The organism is Duganella caerulea (assembly GCF_040362985.1).
GTDB classification, from domain to species: Bacteria; Pseudomonadota; Gammaproteobacteria; order Burkholderiales; family Burkholderiaceae_D; genus Rugamonas; species Rugamonas vulcania.
This window is the reverse complement of the sequence record NZ_BPWJ01000004.1, coordinates 360,472-378,521: the sequence shown is the minus strand read 5'-3', so window position 1 is coordinate 378,521 and position 18,050 is coordinate 360,472. Positions and strand designations below refer to the sequence as shown.

13 protein-coding genes, 1 tRNA gene and 1 pseudogene are annotated in these 18,050 nt (G+C 58.8%); 13 read left to right on the top strand and 2 right to left on the bottom strand.

The annotated features are described in order from the left end of the window. Positions 1 to 28 precede the first annotated feature (28 nt). The 4 genes from ACUJB0_RS14470 to ACUJB0_RS14455 are packed head-to-tail and all read left to right on the top strand — an operon-like array spanning position 29 to position 4,923. A complete protein-coding gene (locus ACUJB0_RS14470; RefSeq protein ID WP_444845833.1) occupies positions 29 to 2,548 on the top strand; it encodes an alkaline phosphatase D family protein in 2,520 nt (839 codons plus the stop codon). Positions 2,549 to 2,602: 54 nt separating this feature from the next. Then, positions 2,603 to 3,511, top strand: a complete 909-nt coding sequence (locus tag ACUJB0_RS14465; protein ID WP_444845832.1) for a DMT family transporter — start codon at positions 2,603 to 2,605, stop codon at positions 3,509 to 3,511. Between the two features lie 9 nt (positions 3,512 to 3,520). Continuing rightward, a complete protein-coding gene (locus tag ACUJB0_RS14460; RefSeq protein ID WP_161084055.1) occupies positions 3,521 to 3,907 on the top strand; it encodes a methylglyoxal synthase in 387 nt (128 codons plus the stop codon). A 41-nt stretch (positions 3,908 to 3,948) separates the two neighbouring features. Then, a complete protein-coding gene (locus ACUJB0_RS14455) occupies positions 3,949 to 4,923 on the top strand; it encodes a quinone oxidoreductase family protein (protein WP_444845831.1) in 975 nt (324 codons plus the stop codon). 12 nt (positions 4,924 to 4,935) lie between these two features. Here the strand turns inward: ACUJB0_RS14455 and ACUJB0_RS14450 are convergent, their stop codons facing one another. After that, a complete protein-coding gene (locus tag ACUJB0_RS14450) occupies positions 4,936 to 5,613 on the bottom strand; it encodes a DUF4136 domain-containing protein (RefSeq protein WP_444845830.1) in 678 nt (225 codons plus the stop codon). A gap of 209 nt (positions 5,614 to 5,822) precedes the next feature. Here ACUJB0_RS14450 and pepN point away from each other — a divergent pair, with 209 nt between their 5' ends. The 4 genes from pepN (at position 5,823) to ACUJB0_RS14430 (ending at position 11,107) form a co-directional block, all read left to right on the top strand. Further along, positions 5,823 to 8,489, top strand: coding sequence for an aminopeptidase N (gene pepN / locus ACUJB0_RS14445; RefSeq protein ID WP_444845829.1), 2,667 nt, complete (start codon positions 5,823 to 5,825; stop codon positions 8,487 to 8,489). A 42-nt stretch (positions 8,490 to 8,531) separates the two neighbouring features. Next, positions 8,532 to 9,533 (top strand): class 1 fructose-bisphosphatase, encoded by a 1,002-nt coding sequence (locus tag ACUJB0_RS14440; protein WP_161084059.1) that lies wholly within the window; start codon positions 8,532 to 8,534, stop codon positions 9,531 to 9,533. 106 nt (positions 9,534 to 9,639) lie between these two features. Further along, a tRNA-Thr gene (locus ACUJB0_RS14435) sits at positions 9,640 to 9,715 on the top strand. Positions 9,716 to 9,895: 180 nt separating this feature from the next. Continuing rightward, positions 9,896 to 11,107 (top strand): tyrosine-type recombinase/integrase, encoded by a 1,212-nt coding sequence (locus tag ACUJB0_RS14430; RefSeq protein WP_444845828.1) that lies wholly within the window; start codon positions 9,896 to 9,898, stop codon positions 11,105 to 11,107. On the opposite strand, the gene ACUJB0_RS14425 is transcribed toward ACUJB0_RS14430, so the two are convergent. Beyond that, positions 11,086 to 11,325, bottom strand: a complete 240-nt coding sequence (locus ACUJB0_RS14425; RefSeq protein WP_161084061.1) for a helix-turn-helix transcriptional regulator — start codon at positions 11,323 to 11,325, stop codon at positions 11,086 to 11,088. The two genes, ACUJB0_RS14430 and ACUJB0_RS14425, sit on opposite strands and share 22 nt — an antisense overlap. A gap of 836 nt (positions 11,326 to 12,161) precedes the next feature. On the opposite strand from ACUJB0_RS14425, the gene ACUJB0_RS14420 reads away from it, so the two are divergent. From ACUJB0_RS14420 to ACUJB0_RS14400, 5 genes and pseudogenes are all read left to right on the top strand, one after another. Continuing rightward, positions 12,162 to 13,028 (top strand): phage integrase N-terminal domain-containing protein, encoded by an 867-nt coding sequence (locus ACUJB0_RS14420; protein ID WP_444845827.1) that lies wholly within the window; start codon positions 12,162 to 12,164, stop codon positions 13,026 to 13,028. Between the two features lie 115 nt (positions 13,029 to 13,143). Further along, positions 13,144 to 14,277: a GTP pyrophosphokinase gene (locus tag ACUJB0_RS14415; RefSeq protein ID WP_444845826.1), complete on the top strand. Its 1,134-nt coding sequence runs from the start codon at positions 13,144 to 13,146 to the stop codon at positions 14,275 to 14,277. Next, a pseudogene (locus tag ACUJB0_RS14410) lies at positions 14,274 to 14,399 on the top strand (IS110 family transposase); the annotation flags it as partial. The gene ACUJB0_RS14415 and the pseudogene ACUJB0_RS14410, both read left to right, overlap by 4 nt. A 551-nt stretch (positions 14,400 to 14,950) precedes the next feature. Continuing rightward, a complete protein-coding gene (locus ACUJB0_RS14405) occupies positions 14,951 to 16,516 on the top strand; it encodes an AAA family ATPase (protein WP_444845825.1) in 1,566 nt (521 codons plus the stop codon). Then, a complete protein-coding gene (locus ACUJB0_RS14400; RefSeq protein WP_444845824.1) occupies positions 16,509 to 17,414 on the top strand; it encodes a DUF4435 domain-containing protein in 906 nt (301 codons plus the stop codon). The genes ACUJB0_RS14405 and ACUJB0_RS14400 overlap by 8 nt, the downstream gene beginning before the upstream one ends. Positions 17,415 to 18,050: the final 636 nt, after the last annotated feature.

Genomic DNA, 18,050 nt, shown 5'->3' with positions numbered 1-18,050 from the left:
CTTTTAATAACTACAATACGGAGCACACATGGATCGGCGGCAGTTTCTTAAATTCGGCAGTTTTGTGACGGTATCGGTGGCCTCGGGCGCAGGCCTGAGCGCTTGCGGCGGCAGCAGCGCGGCGCCTGGCAGCGATTTGCCACCGGCCAGCGGCGCGTGGAAATTCCCGCAAAGCGTGGCCTCCGGCGATCCGCGCGCCGACAGCATCATGCTGTGGACCCGCGCCGTGCCGGCATCGGCCGACAATGTCGCCGCCGCCACCGGCAGCGATTCCGCCATCCGCCTGGTCGTGACCGCCGTGGATAATAGCAGCTCGCTGGGCGGCGCCGTGGCCCTGAGCGGCGCCACCGTGGCCGACGTGACCCTGCCGCTGCAGGTCAAGTACGACAACACCGTGCGCCACAAGCTGACCGGCCTGACCGCCGGCACCACCTACTACTACCAGTTCATCGCCGGCGACAGCCGTTCCAACGTGGGCCGCTTCAAGACCGCGCCGGCCGCCGATGTCGATGTCTCGCAGCTGCAGTTCGCCTACATGACGTGCCAGGACTGGAGCGTCAACCACTGGGGCGCGATGAGCAGCATCGCGGGCGAGAACCTGGACTTCATCGTCCACCTGGGCGATTACATCTACGAGACCGTGGGCGACTCGTTCCAACTGGGCGCGGTCGAATCGCGCCACGACGCGCTGGTGCTGCCGGACGGCGCGTTCAAGAGCGGCACGTCCGGCGCAAAGTACGCCACCACGCTGGCCGACTACCGCTACCTGTACAAGAAGTACCGCACCGACAGCCGCCTGCAGGCGTTGCACGAGCGCTTCGCCTTCATCGCCATCTGGGACGACCACGAGTTCTCGGACGACGCCTGGCAGGATGCGCAGACCTACGACGGCAGCTTCAACGCCGACGGCTCGGACCTGCACCAGACGGGCCGCCGCCGCAACGCCAACCAGGCGTGGTTCGAGTACATGCCGGCCGACGTCGATTTCGACACGGCCAGCACCGGCTTCCAGAATATCAAGATCTATCGCGACTTCCAGTTCGGTAAGCTGATGCAGCTGGTGATGACCGACGAGCGCCTGTACCGCGCCGACCACGTGATTCCGGAATCGTCGATCAACCCGGCCACCGGCCAGGCGCTGGGCCGCATCGGCTCGCGCTACCTGGTGCCGCAGGATTTGTTCAACACGGTCGAGGCGCAGAAGATGGCCGGCGCCACCACCATCGGCCTGGAGCCGCTGGCCACCGTGACCATGCTGGGCACCACGCAGCGCCAGTGGTGGATGGACAAGATGAAGGCCGCCACCGCGACCTGGAAATTGTGGGGCAATGAAGTGTCGCTGCTGCGCATGGGCCTGAACGGCGTGGACGCCATCGCGACCCTGCTGGCGCTGAACGCGGTGCCGACCATCGCGGCGTCGATCGGCAGCACGGCGGCTGCGGTGGGCGGCAACTTCCCGCTGGCTTCCGCGATCGTCGCTGCGGCCACCGCGGGCGCTGCGGCGGCCGTGGCGCAGGCTGGCGCCGGCGCGATCCTGCAGGCCTACGCCACTCCCGGCAGCACGCCGGAGACGCAGGTGGGCGCAGGTGTCAAGGCCGGCCTGACGGTGGCGCAGGCCACCATCGCGGTGGCCGCGTATTCGCGCGTCTACATCGCCGCCAGCGGCATCGTCGCCGGGACGCCGGCGCAGCTGGCCGGCGCCGGTGCGCAGACCATCGCCTTCGGCTACATCAAGCCGGACATCCAGGCCAAGAAGATCGAATCGCCGTTCGTGGCGGCGTCGGGCAAGAAGGCGCAGCTGGCGCCGTTCTTCACGCGCTTCCTGCTCAACTGCGACCAGTGGGACGGCTACAACAGCGAGCGCAAGGCGCTGATGGCGCACCTGAAGACCAACAGCATTAGCAACGTGGTGGCGATCACCGGCGACATCCACGCCTTCTTCGCCGGCACCGTCAGCGACGATTTCGACGCCACCGGCGGCGGCACGCCGGTGATGGTGGATCTGGTGTCGGCCGGTATCAGCTCGGACTCGTTCTTCAGCTACCTGCGCGACGCGGCATCGGCGCTGGGCGACATCGCCACGCTGGTGGCCTACCCGCTGGCGATCCCGGTCACGGGCCTGGGCACGCTGAACATCTCGATCGATCTGCTGGACTACACCATGGGCAAGGCCGCGCCGACGCTGGCCAGCCTGGCGGAGCAGGTCCGCGTGCAGGTGCGCGGCGCGTTGGCCGCCAAGGGCCTGCCGGAGGCGCAGTTGGACGCGACCACCGGCGCGGTGCTGGCGGGCCTGCAGGCCAACAGCGATTTCAACGTCTCGCTGCTGTCGCTGGCGCAGCAGCTGTCCGGCCTGGGCAACAACCCGTGGATCAAGTATTTGAACACGGACGCGCAAGGCTACACGCTGGTCACGCTCACGCCGGGCAAGATGGTGGCGCAGTTCAAGCAGGTCAACAAACTGGTGGGCGCCAGCGCCCCGGCCAGCGTAGTGGCCCGCGTGACCACCGCCACCGTAACCGCCGGCTCGGCTGCCGTGGCGATCAGCTAAGCGTAAAACAAGGCGCCGCCAGCGGCGCTGTCCGTTTGCCCGTACAATTCCGGTATGGAAAAAAGCATCACGGACAGCGCGCCGGCGCGCGCCGCCTATCTGGGCGGCTTGGGTATCGCCATCGGCGGGGCGGTTCTGTTTTCGACCAAGGCGGTGGTGGCCAAGCTGCTCTACCGCTATCACATCGACGCCGTCACCCTGATCGCCTTCCGCATGATCTTCTCGCTGCCGGTGTTCGCCGCCATCGCGCTGTGGAAAATGCGCACCGAGGCGCCCCTCACCAGCAACGACCGCTGGCGCCTGATCGGCCTCGGGCTGGTCGGCTACTACCTCTCCAGCTTCCTCGACTTCCTCGGCCTGCAATACATCTCGGTTGGCCTCGAACGGCTGATCCTGTTCCTGACGCCCACCTTCGTGCTGCTGATTTCCTCCACGCTGCTCAAACAGCACATCAGCCGCAAGCAGTGGCTGGCGCTGCTGATCTCCTACTGCGGCATCGTGTTCGTCTTCCTGCATGACCTCAACAGCGGCAGCAAGAACGTGGTGCTGGGCGCCTTGCTGGTCACCGGCTCGGCCGCCGCGTATTCGATCTACCTGCTGCTGTCGGGCGAGATGGTGCGCCGGCTCGGCGCGCTGCGGCTGGTGTCGTATGCGATGTGCGTCTCCAGCGTCGCCTGCATCGGCCAGTTCTTCCTGCTGCGGCCCGCGTCCGGACTGCTGCAGCCGCTGCCCGTGTACGGCCTATCGCTGGTCAACGGCATCCTGTGCACGGTGATGCCGGTGTTTATGACCATGGCCGCCGTCGAACGCATCGGCGCCGGCACCGCCTCGCAGGCTGGTATGATCGGCCCCGTTTCAACGTTGTTCCTGGGCGCGCTGCTGCTGGGCGAACCCGTCACCTCCTGGCAGTTGGGAGGCACCGCGCTGGTGCTGGCCGGGATTTATCTGCTGTCAAAAAAATAGGATCAAGACATGAAAACCCGCATTGCCCTGATTGCCCACGACAAGAAAAAAGACGACATGATCGCCCTGGCCGCCGAGTACAAGGACTTCCTGGCCACCTGCACGCTGACCGCGACCGGCACCACCGGCGGCCGCCTGATCAACGAGCTGGGACTGACCGTGGACCGCAAGCACTCAGGCCCGTTCGGCGGCGACTTGCAGATCGGCTCCATGCTGGTCGAGGGCGAGATCGACTGCGTGATCTTCCTGCGCGACCCGATGACGCCGCAGCCGCACGAACCGGACATCAACGCGCTGGTGCGCGCCTGCGACGTGCACAACACGCCGTGCGCCACCAACGTCTCGTCGGCGCACCTGGTGCTGTCGCAGCTGCAGCTGCGCGCCGCCACGGCCTGACCGGCGCTACACTTTTCGCATCAAGCACAACGGAGGTACACATGACCAAGGCAATCCGCATCAACCGCTTCGGCGGCCCCGAGGTAATGGAACTGGTGGACGTGGAGCTGGGCCCGCCCGGCCCCGGCGAGGCGCAGGTACGCCATGAGGCGATCGGCCTGAACTTCATCGATGTGTACCACCGCACCGGCCTGTATCCGCAGCCGCTGCCCGCCGGCCTGGGCATGGAGGGCGCCGGCGTGGTGGAGGCGGTGGGCGAGGGCGTGACCGAGGTGCAGGTGGGCGACCGCGTGGCCTACGCCGGCCGGCCGATCGGCTCCTATGCGCAGGCGCGCAACATGCCGGCCGCGCAGCTGCTGGTGCTGCCGGAGAAAATCGGCTTCGACACGGCGGCCGCGATGATGCTGCAAGGGTTGACGGTGCAGTACCTGCTGCACCGCACGGTGGCGCTCAAGGCCGGCGACACCATCCTGTTCCACGCGGCGGCCGGCGGCGTCGGGCTGATCGCCTGCCAGTGGGCCAAGGTGATGGGCGTGACCTTGATCGGCACGGTGGGCTCGGAGGAGAAGGCGGCGCTGGCCACCGAGCGCGGCGCGCACCACGTCATCAACTACAACAAGGAAAACTTCACCGAGCGGGTGAAGGAGATCACCGGCGGCAAGGGCGTGACGGCGGTGTACGACTCGATCGGCAAGGATACCTTCATCGGATCGCTGGATTGTCTGCGGCCGCTGGGCACGATGGTCAGTTTCGGCAATGCGTCGGGACCGGTGCCGCCGTTCAGCTTGACCGAGCTGGCCAATCGCGGCTCGCTGTTCATCACGCGGCCGTCGATGATGGCCTACCTGTCCACCCGGGAGGAACTGGAAGCGGCGGCCAAGTCGCTGTTCGGCGTGGTCGGCAGCGGCGAGGTGAAGGTCGAGGTCCGCCAGCGCTACGCCCTGGCGGATGTGGCGCAGGCCCACACCGAACTGGAAGGCCGCAAAACCACCGGCTCCTCGATCCTGCTGCCGTAAAACGTCGGCCTGTTAGCCGGCCTTCTTGGCCGGCGTAGCGTCAACCGTTTCGGTCTTCGGATCGATGGTCAGGTCAACCTTGCGCGGCACGCCGTTCACGCCGGGGAAGCCGGTGAAGGCGCTCTGCACCAGCGCCGGCATCACATGCGGCGTGGCCTGCACGCGGCTGGTGTTCTGCACCGTCACGTCGTACAGCTTGCGGCCGTCGATGGTGTTGATGGTCACGCGCAGCTGGCGTTGGTACTCATGCTTGATGCGCTCCTCCACCATCATCGGACCGCCGTAGAAGCGGAACGGATCGTAGAAATACGGACGATAAGCCCAGCGCGAATACCCCCAGCCGTAACGGCCGTAGCCCGGCCCCCAATACGGCCCCATGAACGGATCATCCGCCTCCAGCACCCGCACCGGATGGTCGATGGTGCTGAATTTCATGCCGACGAGCAACTTCGGCTGTTGGTTGCCGGCCGCCTGGTGGAAGCCCAGCTTGCCCAGTTCATTGCTCACAAGCACTTGATAATTGCGGTACTCCAGCGTGTCGTCCGCGCCCTGCGGGGCTTCGAACGCATAGGATTTGTCCTGCAGGTCGGCCGGCCAGGCGTTGAAGGCCGTGACGTCGCTGTGGATGGTGGTGGCGCAGCCGCTCAGCAGCATGATCGCTGCGGTGGCCAGCAAGGCGAGATATTTCATGATATTGCCCTCTCTGTTACAGACGGTATTTTACAAATCCAAGTTTACGACGGCGGCTTCGCCCTTGCATGATTATTACAGAATGTTACGGCAAGGTGGAAACCAGCAACTTATCAGGCACCGATCCAGGCCGGCTCAGGCAATTCGCCCGTCCTCCGGCGGCTGGTATTGGTAAAATAGGCTTTTGCTTACGTCACCAGAGTCCTCCAATGCGCACAGACAGCAGTCCACAGACGATATTCCGCAAAGATTACACCCCTCCCGCCTACCTGGTTGATACCGTTGAACTCGGCTTCGACCTGGATCCCGACCGCACCATCGTGGCCAACCGCATCACCATGCGGCAGAACCCGGCGAGCAAGAGCCGCGACATCGTGCTGCACGGCGAGGAGATCGAACTGGTGGCGCTGCGCCTGAACGGCAAGACGCTGGCGCCGACGGAATACCGGCTGGACGGCAGCACGCTGACCATCCGCAAGGCTCCGGCCAAGGCGGTGCTGGAGATCGAAACCCTGTGCGCGCCGGTGCAGAACACCAGCCTGTCCGGCCTGTACGTCTCGAACGGCAATTTCTTCACCCAGTGCGAGGCCGAAGGCTTCCGCCGCATCACCTATTTCCCGGACCGTCCGGACGTGATGGCCAAGTACACGGTGATGCTGCGCGCCGACAAGGCCGCCTACCCGGTGCTGCTGTCGAACGGCAACCTGATCGAGGAGGGCGAGCTCGGCGACGGACGCCACTACGCCAAGTGGGAAGACCCGTTCAAGAAACCGTCCTACCTGTTCGCTCTGGTGGCCGCGCGCCTGGTCTGCCAGGAGGAAAAATACACGCTGCAATCGGGCCGCGAGGTGCTGCTGCAAGTGTGGGTGGAGGAGGGCAACCTCGACAAGACCGACTACGCCATGCAGTCGCTGAAGAACTCGATCCGCTGGGACGAGGAACGCTTCGGCCTGGAGCTGGACCTGGACCGCTTCATGATCGTCGCCGTGGGCGACTTCAACATGGGCGCGATGGAGAACAAGGGCCTGAACATCTTCAACACCAAGTTCGTGCTGGCCAACCCGCGCGTGGCCACCGACATCGACTACGCCGGCATCGAAGCTGTGGTCGGCCACGAATACTTCCACAACTGGACCGGCAACCGCGTGACCTGCCGCGACTGGTTCCAGCTGTCGCTGAAGGAAGGCCTGACCGTGTTCCGCGACCAGGAGTTCAGCGCCGACATGATCGGCACCGACAGCGGCCGCGCCGTCACCCGCATCGACCAGGTGCGGACCTTGCGCCAGGCCCAGTTCCCGGAGGACGCCGGCCCGATGTCGCACCCGGTGCGGCCCGACTCCTTCGTCGAGATCAACAACTTCTACACCGTCACCGTGTATGAAAAGGGCGCCGAAGTGGTGCGCATGTACCAGACCCTGGTGGGCCGCGACGGCTTCCGCAAAGGCATGGACCTGTACTTCAAGCGCCACGACGGCCAGGCCGTCGAATGCGACGACTTCCGCGCCGCCATGGCCGACGCCAACGGCCGCGACCTGCGCCAGTTCGAGCGCTGGTACTCGCAGGCCGGCACGCCCATCGTCACCGCGCGCACGCGCTACGACGCCGTCAAGCGCAACTTCGACATCATCCTCAGCCAGCGCTGCCCGGCCTCCGCCGGCCAGGCCGACAAGCTGCCCTTCCACATCCCGGTGGCGGTCGGCCTGCTGAGCGCCAGCGGCAAGGACCTGCCGCTGACGCTGGAAGGCGGCAAGCACGCCAAGGGCGCCACCACGGTGGTGCTGGAGCTGACCGAGCAGGAGCAGATCTTCCGCTTCCGCCACGTCGACGAGCGGCCCACGCCATCCATCCTGCGCGACTTCTCGGCGCCGGTGATCCTCGAATACGACTACACCGACGACGAGCTGCTGCACCTGTTCAGCCACGACAGCGACCCGGTCAACCGCTGGGAAGCGGGCCAGCGGCTGGCGATGGAGCGCCTGCTGAAGCTGACCGCGCAAGTGGCTGCCGCCGGCGGCAGCGACGCCGGCCTGAAACTGGACGCTACCTTCATCGACGCCCAGCGCGCCGTGCTGACCGACGACACGCTGGACCCGGCCTTCCGCGAACTGGCGCTGATCCTGCCGTCGGAAATCATCATCGCCGAGCAGATGGACGTGGTCGACCCGCAAGCCATCCACGTGGCGCGCCAGTTCATGCGCCGCACCATCGGCGCGGCGCTGAAGAGCGAGCTGCTGGCGCAATACCACGCCAACCAGACGCCCGGCGCCTACAGCCCGGACGCCCTGTCGGCCGGCAAGCGCGCACTGAAGAACCTGTGCCTGTCCTACCTGATGGTGGCGCCGGACATGGCGGAACTGAAGCTCGCGCAGCAGCAGTTCGAAAAAGCCGGCAACATGACCGACCGCTCCGCCGCGCTGGTGGCTATGATCCACAGCGGCGCCGAAGCGGGCCCGTACCTGAAGGCGTTCTACCAGGACTTCGAACACGAGGCGCTGGTGATCGACAAATGGTTCGCCATGCAGGCCGCCGCGCCGACCACCAACGTGGCCGCCGTGCGCAAGCTGATGCAGCATCCGGCCTTCACGCTGAAGAACCCGAACCGCGCGCGCAGCTTGATCTTCAACTTCACCAGCGCCAACCCGTCGCAGTTCCACGCGGCGGACGGCAGCGCCTATGAATTCTGGGCCGAATTCGTCATCAAGCTCGACGCGATCAACCCGCAGGTGGCGGCGCGCCTGGCGCGCGGCATGGACCGCTGGCGCCGATACGCCCCGGCGCTGCAGGCCAAGATGAAAAAAGCACTGGAAAAAGTCGCCGGCCGGGCCAAGCTGTCGAACGACGTGCTGGAAGTGGTCACCAAGGCGCTGGCCAATTAAGCATAACGATTTATACGATTTATATTCAACGCAAGGGAAACCATGAAACGCATCAGCCTTACACAATACCTGGTGGAAGAACAGCGCCAGAACAACTCGATCCCGGCCGAACTGCGCCTGCTGATCGAAGTGGTCGCACGCGCCTGCAAAACCATCAGCCACTCGGTAGGCAAAGGCGCGCTGGGTGAAGTGCTCGGCACCGCCGACACCGAAAACATCCAGGGCGAAGTGCAGAAAAAGCTGGACATCATCTCCAACGAAATCCTGCTGGAAGCGAACGAATGGGGCGGCCACCTGGCGGCGATGGCGTCGGAAGAGATGGAATCGATCCACCCGATCCCGAACCGCTATCCAAAAGGCGAATACATGCTGCTGTTTGACCCACTGGACGGCTCGTCCAACATCGACGTCAACGTCTCCATCGGCACCATCTTCTCGGTGCTGAAGGCGCCGGAAGGCATGGGCCAGCCGACCGAGGCCGACTTCATGCAAGCCGGCACCAAGCAAGTGGCCGCAGGCTACGCCGTGTACGGCCCGCAGACCATGCTGGTGCTCACCACCGGCAACGGCGTCAACTGCTTCACGCTGGACCGCGAGATGGGTTCGTGGGTGCTCACGCAGCGCAACATGCAGATCCCGGCCAAGACCAAGGAATTCGCGATCAACATGTCGAACCAGCGCCACTGGCACGCGCCGGTGCAGCGCTACGTCAGCGAACTGCTGGCCGGCGAGACCGGCCCGCGCGGCACCAACTTCAACATGCGCTGGATCGCCTCGATGGTAGCCGACGTGCACCGCATCCTGAACCGCGGCGGCATCTTCATGTACCCGGCCGACACGCGCGACACGTCGATGCCAGGCAAGCTGCGTTTGATGTATGAGGCGAACCCGATGGCCTTCATCGTAGAGCAGGCGGGCGGCGCGGCCACCGACGGCCAGAACCGCATCATGGAGATCCAGCCGCACAAGCTGCACCAGCGCGTGCCGGTGTTCTTGGGTTCGCGGGACGAAGTGGCGGTGGTGACGGGCTACCACGCGGGCTGACAAGCTTCAAAACCGCACAAAGCAATGATATTTTTGCAGCATGGCTAAAATTTATCGTGCAGGGACTAGCGTGTAGCAAGAAATATTTGTTAGAATGTGCGACTTCGCCGCTTTAGCTCAGTTGGTAGAGCAGTTCATTCGTAATGAAAAGGTCGCCAGTTCGATTCCGGCAAGCGGCACCAGAACACAGTTGTAAAAAGTATTAAGAAGTCGAAAAACCCGCTTCCTCCATAGGAGAAGCGGGTTTTTTGTTGTCCTTGAAAATCCGGTGAGTTAACATAAAATCAAGGACGTATACCGACAATTTTGTCGGTATCTCGTTGCTGAGCTCGGGTTACGTATACCGACAAAGGAGAGCTCCCATGGCACTCACCGACACCTTTGTTCGTTTCGCCAAGGCAAGCAAGCCGAGTGGGGATAAGCACTACGACGGCGGCGGACTCTACATTCACGTCAAACCGCAAGGTAAATACTGGCGGCTGGACTACCGATATCTCAACAAGCGCAAAACGATGGCGCTCGGCACCTATCCCGAGGTGGCCCTCGCCAAGGCGCGCAAGCGGCGTGACGACGCTCGTGTGCTGCTGGCCGATGACATCGATCCGGCCGAGGCCAGGCGCGCGGAGCGTGATGCGAAACTGCTCGCCGCCAGCCAGACCTTCGAATTGGTCGCACTCAAGTGGTTGGAGATGCAGGGGAAGATGCGTTCGGTCAGCACGCAAGACAAGGTGCGGGCCTGGTTGGAGCACGATGTTTTTCCTCTCTTAGGCAAGCGGCCGATCTCCATGATCAAGCCACGGGATGTTTTGGCCGTGGCTCAGAAAGTGGAGGCCCGCGAAGCCTACGATTCTGCCCACCGCATCAAGCAGATGTGCGGGCAGATATTTAGGTATGCCGTCGCCCTCGATCTGGTGCAGCGAGACGTGACGGCGGATCTTCGCGGCGCGCTGGCGGTGATTCCTCGGTCGCATCATGCGGCGCTGACGGAGCCGAAGGACGTGGCGGCATTGATGCGGGCGATCCACGGCTACGACGGCTATCCGGTGGCCAAGGCGGCGTTGAAACTGGCGCCGCTGCTGTTTGTACGTCCGGGGGAGTTGCGGGCCGCAGAATGGGCGGAAATCGATCTGGATGGCGCGGAGTGGCGCATCCCGTCCATAAGGATGAAAATGCACATCGAGCACATCGTCCCTTTGGCGCGGCAGGCCGTGGCGATCCTGCGCAAGCTGTATCCGGTAACGGGAGACGGCCGCTACGTCTTCCCCAGTCTGCGCACAGCCAACGAGTGCATGAGTGAGAACACCGTCAACGCAGCACTGCGCGGCCTTGGCTACAGCAAGGAGCAGATGACGGGCCACGGCTTCCGCGCGATGGCGCGCACGATGCTGGATGAAGTGCTAGGGGAGCGTGTCGACCTGATCGAGCATCAACTGGCACATGCCGTGAAAGATCCGAACGGGCGCGCCTACAACCGCACCAAGCACCTGCAGGCCCGGCGCGAGATGATGCAGCGCTGGGCCGATTACCTGGACAGGCTGCGTGATAGCGACGATCACCGCAGCTGGGGCGATTGACGTTGCTTCACTGTGCGCAGCTTGACCTTGAGTTCGACCCATTCCTGCACCTCGCTTTGAAGCCAGGCCACGGAGCGCGCTGAAATCCTGATCGGTTCGGGGAACTGGCGCTCCTTGATGTTGTTGTACAGCGTGCTGCGGGACATGCCGCATATCCGCAATACTTCCTTCAGTCGAATCAAGCGAATGGTATCGGGGAGACTGTCGTAGGTTCTCATGTTGTCCTCCAGTGGTGGTTGTCGCAGTACGATACGATGTACCGTTGTCCGCGCAAGCGCCAACCGAAATCAGGGCGTTTATCGCGGGCCATTCCCCATCAGCGTTAGACAAATAAATCGGCGAGAATTTTATGTCGGTGATGCCGGCGCTATGCCAGGTGGAGGACAATATATTTTTCGACGCGAAGGATCGCCCTTCGCAACCTGGCATTGCGCCAGGCGTAGCGCTCGTCACGCGCCCTTAGTCAGTACATCTAGATTGGATTCGCCTGTGAGCGAACCCGCGATCAGCCAGGACTGGCTGCATCCTTATTGCGCATCCTTCCACTGAGGGCGATGCGCGTCACATTGTGCGCCTTCGCGCACTGTCACCACTTCACGCGGCGATCTGCCGCTGCGTGCATGTCGATACGCCGCCATAGTCCGCGGCGCAAACCGCGCGTCGTTACTGGCGGCCTGCTGCCAGTGACGACGCGCTAGCAACCAAGCGCTATATGGGCTCCGCCGCTGTTTTCTCAGTGACGCAGGCTAGTGACGGCGGATCTACCGCTATCAGCGCAGCAGAACGCTGCTTGCCAACTATGCCCCTTGTGGGCCGACAACGTGTGCGAGGCACACCCCATGGACCCTGGGTAACTGGTCCCACCGCGATCAGGCTTCTACAAGGAGCGGATCGCGGCGCCACACGCGCATGCGGCGCGGGCAAGCAGTGAACACACCGCATACACGGGAGTGGTGTCCCGAGGCCTTTACAAACCGTCCTTGCTGCGGCAAGCACGGAGGCCAGAAACACTTACCTGACCCGATGACACCAAGTTTGATTTTAGGAGCATGCGATGCGCGACTTGAACTATCAACTCAAGCAGCTGTGCGACCGCAATCGCGACGGCAGCTATGCCACGCAGGCCGACCGTGCGCGGATACTCTCGCACGTCGCCAACCAGCTGCACGATTTGGGATATCGCCATATGAATGCTGACAGTCTGCGTCCCAAGCATGTGGACGCGCTGGTGCAGCAGTGGAAGACCGATGGCGTCAGCGCCGGTACGATGAAGAATCGCATGAGCGCCATGCGATGGTGGGCGCAGAAGATCGGCAAGGACAACATTATCGCACGCGACAACGGTAGCTACGACATCGACAAACGCACCTTTGTCACCAACATCTCCAAGGCCCAAGTGCTTGATGATACGCGCTTGGCGAAGATCACTGATGCCAACACGGCGATGTCGCTGCGCCTGCAGTCGGCATTCGGACTCCGGCGTGAGGAAAGTATCAAAATCGTCCCCTTATGGGCCGACGGCGGCGACAGGCTAAAGCTCAAAGATAGTTGGACCAAGGGTGGCAAGTACCGCGAGATCGCCATCCGAACGCCAGCACAGCGCGAGATTCTCAATGAGGCCAAGCGTCTGGCTGCTCGCGGTAGCCTAATCCCTACGAACTTACGCTATCGCGACCAGCTTCAACGCTTTCGCGCTCAGTGTGACAAGGCTGGAATTCAGGGAGTTCATGGACTACGCCACCTCTACGCCCAAGAGCGCTACCGGCAGCTGGCCGGTTGGCATTGCCCTGCGCGTGGCGGGCCGCGATCTTCGCAGCTTAACCAAGAACAGAAGCAGCGCGATTTGTCGGCCCGACTACTGCTTTCTGAGGAGATGGGGCACGGCCGCGCGCAGATCACAGCGGTTTATCTTGGGCGTTAATGTACGAGGATCTGTCCGTTGTGTTGCAGGTAACTAAGTCGGATGTGACAAAGCGCGTATTTTTCACTGGGGCAAGATGCTATCCTCAGTTTAATCATTTACTTTATGCTTAATTATGACCCAACTTAATCCCGATCAGGCGTCAGACTTTGACTTTGCGCGCCACGAGCAAGCTGCTGTTTCGGAATACTTGCGCGTTGTAGGGTTCTATTCTGATCTGGCTACGGCCTCAAAGCGAATTGCCGAAGAAATTCTCAAACGGCGAGACATTCGCATCCACTCGATCGAAGCTCGGGCCAAGGATCCTTCCAGTTTTGGAAGGAAAGCTGCAAAACCTTCTAAACTTGACCCTAACCGTCCGATGTACAGCAATCCGGTCGAAGAGATAACGGACAAGGCCGCTATACGAATAATTACGTTCTTCCCGAGAACAATTGAGGAAATCAATGATGTATTGCACGCTGAATTTTCAGTTATTGAGCACCTCGATAAGGGAGAGAGCTTAATTGAGGAGCAAAAATTTGGCTACCAGAGCGTTCACTATCTCGTGACGTTTGATCCCGTTAGAACCGCACTTCCTGAATATGAAAGATTCGACGGTGCCAAAGTGGAGGTGCAAGTCCGTACTATTCTTCAACATGCCTGGGCAGAGATTGAACACGATATCCAGTACAAGTCTTCAGCCACTATTCCAAAAGACGTAAAACGCCGCTTTATGTCGCTGGCAGGCCTCCTTGAAATTGCCGACCGCGAATTCCAAGCTATTCAGGACGCGGATCGGGATCTGACAGAGAGAGCGGAAGCCTTAATTTCGGAAGGCCAGTTTAAGACCGTTGAAATTACTTCCGGGGCTCTGAAGTCCTATCTAGACAAGAAATTGGGACCTGATGGCAGGATGACCGAATTTTCCTATGATTGGACCGCACGTCTCTTACTGAAGTTGGGCTTCTCAACGTTGGCACAGATCGACGAGTGCATCAGCCCGTATAGTGATATGGAGTTGTCTCGACTGATCGAAGGGCGGCGCCAAGGGCAATTGACCCGTTTCGAGTATATGCTTTTAGCAGGAATGGGTATGCAATACATCGCTCGGCATCCGTGGTATGCGGAGTCCTGGTTCCCTGGACGTCGCAAGTTAATATTGGAGGAGTTCGCTAAGAACGATATTCGAACAGGATGGTACGACCCCGTGGTTCCGGAAACATCAGAGCTAGAAAATGAAATAGTTCCTGTCCAAGATGTCGTTTAAAGCTGATCGCGCCTCAGCTCGTAAAAACGTACTTGAAGAGCAACAAGAACGACGCCAACGACGCGGGGACCATCTGCGAGGCGAGGAGCCTGCCGAGTATGCGCTATGTCACGGTCAAGTCAAGGCGTGCAGTATCGCGTTCAGCTGCAACGCTTCCGCGCTCAGTGCGACAAGGCGGGCATTCACGGGGTGCATGGTCTACGCCATTATTATGCGTAGTTACGCTACCTACAGTTCGCTGGCTGACAGTGCCTGGTGCACGGCGGCCCCCGATCATCTCAGCTTAGTCCCGAGCAGCGGGAGCGGGATCGCTCGGTGAGGCTGTTATTGTCTGACGAAATGGGGCATGGTCAGGAGCAAATCACTGCCGTCTATCTCGGCCGCTAGGGTAGGAGTACGCGGCCTTTGTATTTGTGCAACTGTCTGTGACAAAGCGTGAAGTTTTCAACGATGCAACATGCTATGCTACTTAGGCAAATGAACTTTAGGGAACCGCTGATTTAATCGATTTTCGGCCCAGTGCGCATTGTAAGTCCTTGATTTTTCATGGAGTGGATTTTCAGAAAACGAATAAATCAGCGCTTCCTTAGCACGTAGTAATATCCGGCTAGGTGGGCCTCAACATGAAGATTCATTAGACGGTGATCTCAACAGTAATTCACGGAAGATTGAAATGACAAATCTGGACAAATGTGACGAGGAACCAAGTCTCGCTTTCCAAGCAGCGGAACGACCAGCGCTAGTCGAAAAATTTGAAATTGAAGATCTTTACGGTTATCGCACACTTAGTCTCAATTCAGCTTACGCTGCAACGATATTAATCGCAAAGAATGGCTCAGGTAAGACCACGTTGCTTGGCGCGTTGAATGCATTCTTGAGGACAGAGTTTCACCGTCTGGCAGAGATACAATTCTCCAAGATTAGCTGTAAGCTCCGTGGGATAGACGAAACACTGATCCTTCATCACCAAGATATAGTATCACTGTCTGTCCTCGCGCCCAATACCGAACTCAGCGCGTTTGCTCAACGGTTTGGGATCGATCCGATCGATTTCTCTGACTATTTATTGAGCGATTACCGCCACGCTCGAGACGACAGAGCCTACGATCCGGGCGCGACTGATATCTATTCAATCGTGGTGAACAAAATGTCATACAACCGCCTTGAAGCACGCAAGCTATGCGATAGGTTGCTTGCTGAGCGACGCCGTGAGTTGCCCAGGCTTACCGCTCTTTCGGATAAGATCAAGAACGTAACCAAAGATATCGAAATCGTATACTTACCGACTTATCGTCGTATTGAACTACCGCTGGCAAACAATAAAGAATCGAGGGGGCGTGATTATTATAAAAAGGAGCCTAGCGTTCAGTCGAAACTTGGATTGCCTCGCCGGGCACTATTCAGTAGCGAAATCTATTTCGGGTTGGGCGATATTACTGATCGTCTTGCAGAGTTAAATATGCGAGTTCAGTCGGCTTCAAATTTTGGTTATCGTGAAATTAGTGCAAACATCATTAGCGAACTCGTCGATGGTACCTTTGAGCGTGAAGGGCTTGCGGAAACTCAGCGTCCAGACAAAGAATCGCTGAATTTGTTTTTTTCTCGCTTGCGCAGCACAGATCATCGTCGTCATTTTGGCCCTTATGATGAAGTAATAATTCCGGATATTGATAAAATTTATCTTGACGGAGGCAGTTCTGCTGAAGTTAATAAATTCCTGCAGTATTTTCTCGGAAAACTAAATAAGGTTATCCTCGCAACTCGGGATGTCGAGAAAATGGTCGAGGAATTCGTCAACAATTGCAACTCTTACCTCCGTGAAGACGAAGCACAAGTGCCCGAAATGGGCGGCCGAAAAATTTCAACGACGGATTCGAAATATCTTCGTTTAGATAAAAAATCACTTAGGGTTCGAGTTCGAAGTTTGGTAAAGAATCGCGATGTGCCAGTAGATGCGCTTTCGTCCGGCGAAAAACAGATGATTTCGCTATTCGCGCGCCTATATCTTTACGAGGGCGAGAAGGTTGTGCTTATTGATGAGCCTGAGTTGTCACTATCGCTGGAGTGGCAACGTAAAATTCTAAAAGATATATTGGTTGCACCTTCCTGTTCCCAAGTAATTGCCATTACTCATTCGCCTTTTGTTTTCGATAACGAATTGGAACCGTTTGCGAAGTCATTAGAGGTTAGCTTCAAATCAAATATTGATCAAAGTGATGATGAGGATATCGATGAGTGATTCCTTTCTTAATGAGATGTTGGCCTCAAGATCTAGTAGAGCCGTGCTAAAAATGGATCTCGCAAAACTTCGGTCATCATTAAAAAACACGCTGATAGTTGCGATGGAGGGAAAAGGTGATAAATTCGTCTATTCTCAATGGATAAGACGAATTCTTCCAGATCTAGAATTTGAACCATTTGCTTGCGGTGGAAAGACAAAAGTTTTATCACTGAAGGCTGCTGTTGAGGCCGACCTGAATAATTTGTCTAAGGGAGTTATTTTTGTAATTGATCGTGACTTTGACGATCTCAGAGGTTGCGAGCCATCTGGCTCACTTTTTATGACCGACGCGTATTCTGTCGAAAACTATCTAGTTGCTTCAGTCGTTGTGCAGGAGTTATTGACGAATGATTTCGATTGCCACGCACAGCCACTCTTACGTCATGATATTATCGCTGACTTTGAGCGCCTCTATAGTGAATTTTTAACTGCGATGCGGGACGCTAATAGACGGATTTTTCTTGCACGTCGACTTGGAATTCCAGTTGTGGGCGGGGTACCGAAAAAATTATCTGACTTTGTTGTAGTTGAACTTAGCTCCATAAAGCGAACTGATATGACCCCAGCAGAATTTATCAAACTTGAGCGTGAACCTTCGGAAGAGGAAGCAAGTTTATACTCTGGCGAATTTGATGCGATGGAAGCACGCTCACGGCATAGGGGGAAATTCGCTATCATGTTCTTGATGAAGTGGCTAGAGTTACTCGCTTTAGACCGGCGAGCAGAGAATTCCGTTTGGTTCGGTAACTTGGCGAAAAATGTCACGATTAACGTTCAGGGTATCACCTTGGGAGTTATGGCGACTAGATCCACAATTCCGACCGGATTACCGGAATTTATCCAACGTGCGGCTTAGCTTAGCTCAATGGAGACCTAGGGGGGAAACGCTGATTTATTCGTTTTCTGAAAATCCACTCCATGAAAAATCAAGGACTTACAATGTGCACTGGGCCGAAAAATTGATTAAATCAGCGGTTCCCTAGCGCTCAGTAGCCTCGTCTCTTACCGACGGTTAGAGTCTGTGCGACAAGTTGTCGAGCCACCCATTACCGCAGCGAGACTGACGCGTTAGCCTTGCGTAGTGAGGTACTGCAATCCGGTCAGCATCGGCAGACGCGGAAATAGGCAGTAGTGCCACTTGCGTCCAATGAGGATACGAACCTATGGACTCTCAGCAGCAGGGATGGATAAGGTAATTGTTTAGCGATAAGTTCTACAAATTGTGGAATCTCACTGTTTCCATTTTGCATTTTTTCGGTACTTTTGTCGGTACTTTTTTATGCCAATATGTAATACGTACTGTATCTAAAGGCCGTATGCGAAATTCGATTCCGGCAAGCGGCACCAGAACACAGCAGTAGTTAGCTTCAAGAAGTCGAAAAACCCGCTTCCTCCCTAGGAGAAGCGGGTTTTTTGTTGTCCTTGAAAATGGCCCGCGCGATGCTGGATGAAGTGAAGGGAGAGCGGGGCGAGCTGATCGCTTGTTCAAAGC